General features: G+C 52.7%; 3 protein-coding genes. 2 read left to right on the forward strand and 1 reads right to left on the reverse strand.

Annotated features, from left to right (window positions below; translation table 11 throughout):
- Both LIO64_RS09225 and LIO64_RS09230 read left to right on the forward strand, forming a co-directional pair.
- The coding region (locus LIO64_RS09225) for a hypothetical protein (protein WP_290549151.1) at positions 1–1089 on the forward strand (1089 nt) is incomplete at its 5' end.
- Between the two features lie 29 nt (positions 1090–1118).
- Positions 1119–3146 (forward strand): Sip1-related alpha-galactosidase, encoded by a 2028-nt coding sequence (locus LIO64_RS09230; RefSeq protein WP_290549152.1) that lies wholly within the window; start codon positions 1119–1121, stop codon positions 3144–3146.
- Positions 3147–3275: 129 nt separating this feature from the next.
- Here the strand turns inward: LIO64_RS09230 and LIO64_RS09235 are convergent.
- The coding region (locus LIO64_RS09235) for a glycosyltransferase family 39 protein (protein WP_290549153.1) at positions 3276–4849 on the reverse strand (1574 nt) is incomplete at its 5' end.

Consider the following 4849-nt stretch of genomic DNA (forward strand, 5'->3'; position numbering starts at 1 on the left):
GCCCCTTCCTCCCCCGCCCGTCTCCCCAGGTTGCATTCCCTGGACGCCCTGCGCGGGCTGGACATGCTCATCATCCTGGGGCTGGACGCCCTGATTCTGCTAATGGTTGCCAGAAATCCGGAAAACGCCTTCCTCAGGGAAGCCGGGCGCCAGATGACCCACGCCGCATGGGAAGGACTGCATCTGTATGATCTGGTATTCCCCGTCTTCGTATTCATCTCCGGCGTTTCCATGTCCTTCTCCCTGGCAAAATACATGGGGAGAAACGCCGCCATGGCTCCCGGATTTTTCCGTCTCTGGAAACGCGCCTTGATCCTGGCCCTGCTGGGAATGCTCGTCAATGGAACGCTCACCTGGACGGAGGACATGCGGTACGCGTCCGTCCTGGGGCTGATCGGCTTTTCCTGCGCCATGGCGGGCAGCTGCATCCTGCTGCTCCGGCGGCAGGGGGCCATAGCCGCCGCTGGAGCCGCGCTGCTGGGGCTGGTGGCTGCCCTTCAATTCACAGGCGGCAGTTTCACGCCTGACAGCTCCGTCAATTCCTGGGTAGACACGCACTGGCTGCCCGGCCGACTGCACGGGGGAACATTTGATCCGGAAGGACCGCTCTGCATCGTCTCCGCCACCGCCCTGTGCCTGGGCGGCTGGCTGACGGGAAACTTTTTGAAGGAAAGCCGCATGCCTCCCGTGCGCCTCTGCCTTCTGATGCTGGCCGCCGGCTTTCTCCTGTTCTGCGCCGCCCTCATGCTGGACAACGTTTACCCCATGATCAAGAACATGTGGACCGGCACTTTCGTTCTGGCCGCCGCCGGAATCTCCCTGATGCTCCTGTCCCTGTTCCATCTGGCCATCGACGTATGGAACGGCGGAAAATGGTCCTTTCCCCTGCGCGTCATCGGCCTGAACGCCCTGGCTGCATACCTGATTCACTCCCTGGTGAACGCAGAAGAACTTAACGAGCGCATCTTCAGCGGCGCGGCGGATTTTTTCCCTTCCGCACAACCCGTACTTCTCGCACTATCCTTTCTGTTGCTGCAATGGCTGATTTTATTTGCCTTCTATAAGCGCAACGTGTTTATTAAATTGTAATAGCTTTCCCCTGATTTTTTACTGACTCGATGAAAACTCCCTCTCTCCTGACACTGGCCCTGGCGTTCCTGACCGTATGCCCCGTGAGCGCCCAGTCCCGCACTTCCCTTCTGACGCCCGTTCCCGGCAAAACCTCCCAGCCTCTCACCGTACCTCCCTACCAATCCTTCTGCTGGTTTGCGGCGGACAGCGGCCGCTGGCCCGGAGACGGCAACCGGGTCCTGCCCTGGTTCGGACAAACGGACCCCGGCAAGTTGCTGAACAGCAAGCCGAACCCCAGCACCGCCAAACCGGGAGACCACGCCATGTTTGCGCTGTTCCATCTCAAGGACGGCCGATTCATGGCGGTCCTCCCCGTCGCCTCCCCGGATTCCCTCGCATGGCTGAAACTGGACGGAGACGGCAGCATCCTGCTGGAATCCGGCACACTGGGCGCCCCCTCCACCAAACCGCAGCCCGTTCTGGCCGTCACCGCTGTGGACAAGAATATTTACCGCGCCTGCTCCGGCGTCTGGGGCAAGGCCCTTTCCCTCCCCTTCATCAAAGGCAGAACCTTTTCCCGGGAAAAAAAGGCCTATCCGGAACCCTTCAAGTACCTCGGATGGTGCAGCTGGGAGCAGTATAAAAAAAACATCTCTTCCAAGCTGCTTGAACAAACGGCACAGAAACTGGAGGAATCCTCCGTCCCCGTCCGGTGGATGCTGGTGGATGACGGCTTCCAGACCCAAGAAAACCTTCAGTTAATCAGCTTCCAGCCCAGGAAGGACCAATTCCCTCAGGGATGGGCTCCCCTGATGAAGCACAAAAGCTCCAAACTGAAATGGATGGGGCTGTGGCACTGCTATTACGGACTCTGGAAAGGAATCCACCCCAGGCACCGGCTGGACGCCCAAACGGCTCGCGGCCTGGTCACCACCTCCAAGGGGAAAATCCTCCCCGGTGACGGCCCCGGAGGGGCTGGAGCGTTTTACACCCCCTTTCTCCAATCCGTCAAGAATGCCGGGTTCGACTTCGTGAAGATCGACGTGCAGGCGGAATACCTGAAGCACGCGGACGGCCTGGACAATCCGGTCCGCCATAACACCAAATGTTCGGAAGCCCTGGAACAGGCCTGCCGCCAGACGGGCCTCAGCATGATCAACTGCATGGCGCAGGGCACCGTCAATATCCAGAACACGCGCTACAGCGCTGCCACCAGGTGCAGCATCGACTACAAGCTGGGAGATGAAGCCATGGGCAAGTCCCACATCCTCCAGTCCTACGCCAATACGCTCTGGCTGGGACAGACCGCGTGGCCGGACCATGACATGTTCCATTCCACCGACCCCGCCAGCGCACGCCTCATGGCCGTTTCCAAAGCCGTGTCCGGCGGTCCCGTCTATCTTTCAGACCCTGCGGACAAGCTCAATCCGGAACACATCATGCCCCTGGTCTGGTCTGACGGCCTTCTTCTGCGCCCGCTGGCTCCTGCCGTACCCCTGCCTGATTCCGTTTTCCTGGACGCCCTGAACGAGAACCGCCTGTACCGGGTGATCGCCCCTCTGCCCAACCAGAGCGCCGCCGTGGTGCTGTACAACCTCAGGCACCCCTCCCCGGCAGAACCGGTGCGGGGAAAAATCTCCCTGCCGGATTACAAAAACGCGGCCGCCCTGCTGAACGGCAGGGCGGCGGAAGCCTATGCCAGCCTCCCGGCGGAGGGAATCGCCGCTTATTCCGCCGAGGGAGGCCGCGCCCTGACCCCGGCAGAGCCGGACCTGGACGTGGAGCTGGCGGGGTTCAAGGACCGTCTGTTCATCATGGCCCCCATCGTCCGGGGCTGGGCCGTCATCGGCAGGGGTGACAAATTCCTGTCCACCTGCGCCCTGGCCGCTGCGCCGGAATACGGGGCAGACAGCCTCCGCTTCCGCGTGAAAGAATCCGGCCCTGTAATCGTCTGGCGGGGAAAAGGCGTCGTCAAAGCAGGCAATACCCCCGTCAAGAATCTGGGAAACGGCTTTTATGAACTGCAATTTCCCGTCTCGGACCGACCGCTGGACGCCACGGTAACAGTTGAATAATTTTGCTCGCTTCCAAAAAATGGCGAGCTAGTTGTTAAAATTTTAGTCTGAACATATTCATCCCTTCATGGCGGTGTGGACCCATCTTGTTCAAAATTGTTATTTTCTCTTAATTCCGCCTAATTTTTATTACTCCTCCAGGCATGCCCGGTTACGAAACACTTGGACAGAACGGCGGCAGTATATATTTATTTCTTCATTATTCCGGGAAACAGAACGAATCAGATCATACTCTTTCTTTAACAGAGACTTCATGGCCTTTCTTGAATTTCCCTCTTTTTCATTTCCGTCAAAATAATGGCCAGCCACAACGATATACGGTATTTTCCCTGCTTCAATTTCCATTACCTGATTCATTCTTTCCTTTTCTGCCACATTCTCATTGGAAGCACAAATCGTGAATGTACGAATAGCAGGGATGATATCATTAGCTTGATAAAACCACAGCCCATATTCGCCGACTGCGACACATTTTTCAAAATGTCCAATATTAAGAAATGAATATAATTCTTTCATTTTTCCCTTAAGAGAAAAATTAACGCAATTTAAAATCGTGAAAACCATGGTTCCCACAACAGATAATACAAAAAATGTTTTCCTTTGTTCTTCAGATACACATTCATCAATATGAATCATTTTTATTATAAAGAGACATCCTGCCGTAGCAAATGGAACCAACGTGTGACCGTAATGAGGAAAATGAGTACTGCCATTTCCCTGAACGCCAACACATGTTACCAGAAATGCCGTGACATAGTACCATTTTTCCCGTTTGGGAATCCTGCTTACAACGATACCAACCAAACCGACCACCCATAAAAACATATTGGGATACATCACCTCCCTTTTCAACCATGCGGCATAATTACAAATAACTTCAGACAGAGAAGCAGCCTCTCCTCCATATCCTATATTAAAAATAATATACCCCTCCCAGGCCTCCTTTAAACTATCATAGTATATGAAATAGATCAGAAATGGCAAAATAGATATAATCAGTGCTAATAATAAAGGAATAACAAATCGGCTGAATTTCCTCTCATGCCAGCACAGGTGCATACCATAAACACAAGGAACGCACCAAAATGCTATAAGATTGAATTTCAATAGAAACGCCACTCCAAAACTGATGCCGAATAAAAAACCGGTCCTGGTAAAAACTTTTTCTCCTTTTCTCAAACGGTATAAGTAATATATGGAAGCAAACTGGAAGGGTAATAAAAATTGCGAAGGGTTCCCTCCTCCTGCATAATAAGGGAAACTGCATATGAAAAAAGGAAGCAGCATTGATACAAGCAATGCTTTTTTTTCTGATACAAACAAAGCCGATATTTTATAGCAAAATACCATTGCCGCAGTCATGGCCAGCGCCTCAAAAATAAATATGATTTCATAGGAACCACAGCACCAACATGAAATTGCATAAATCAAAAAAATGAAAGGCCCCTTCTGATCAAATAGGTCGCAATAGGGAACCAATCCCGACACCATGCCTTTACCCATGATTCCATAAATAATGGGATCACCATTTCCTGAAATTTCGTATAATGGGGAGGTATGACTACTTAAATAAAAAACAAGAAAAGGAAAAACAATCCACACAAAAACCTTCCAAGCACTCAGTTGAATTTGCATAGACAAATATATGCGGATTGATAATCCGGAGGAGATTCTCCAGATCGGAAAAACTGTTTTCCACAATG

It is taken from the genome of Akkermansia sp., from assembly GCF_020860705.1.
GTDB lineage: Bacteria > Verrucomicrobiota > Verrucomicrobiia > Verrucomicrobiales > Akkermansiaceae > Akkermansia.

Excerpts from the sequence above, each read along its gene's own strand:
- LIO64_RS09230 (WP_290549152.1), top strand. The coding sequence starts at position 1,119 with ATGAAAACTCCCTCTCTCCTGACACTGGCCCTGGCGTTCCTGACCGTA.